The sequence below is a fragment of the Deinococcus pimensis DSM 21231 genome (assembly GCF_000519345.1).
In the GTDB taxonomy this organism is placed as follows: domain Bacteria; phylum Deinococcota; class Deinococci; order Deinococcales; family Deinococcaceae; genus Deinococcus_A; species Deinococcus_A pimensis.
Window position 1 is genome coordinate 1 of record NZ_KI912678.1, and the last position, 235, is coordinate 235.

Annotated in this window: 1 protein-coding gene; it reads right to left on the bottom strand. The window is 72.3% G+C overall.

The features are described from left to right. Positions 1-235: hypothetical protein (locus DEIPI_RS40700; RefSeq protein WP_169737228.1), on the bottom strand; the 235-nt coding region annotated here is incomplete at both ends.

The window sequence follows — 235 nt, forward strand, 5'->3', positions numbered from 1 at the left end:
GACGCTCGGGACGAGCGACAGCACGGGCGTGAAGGTCGTGTTCCGGAACGACGCGCGCAGGTCCACGGACTCGCGGGTGAACTGACCGCGCACGTCCCACTCGCCCGCGCCGCGCAGCTGCACGTTCACGTTCCTGAGCTCGCGGGCGGCGTACGAGAGGGTGCCCGTGCCGCTGAGGGCCTCCTCGCCGCTCGACACGCGGATGCGTTCGGCCACGACGTCCACCGTGGCGTCC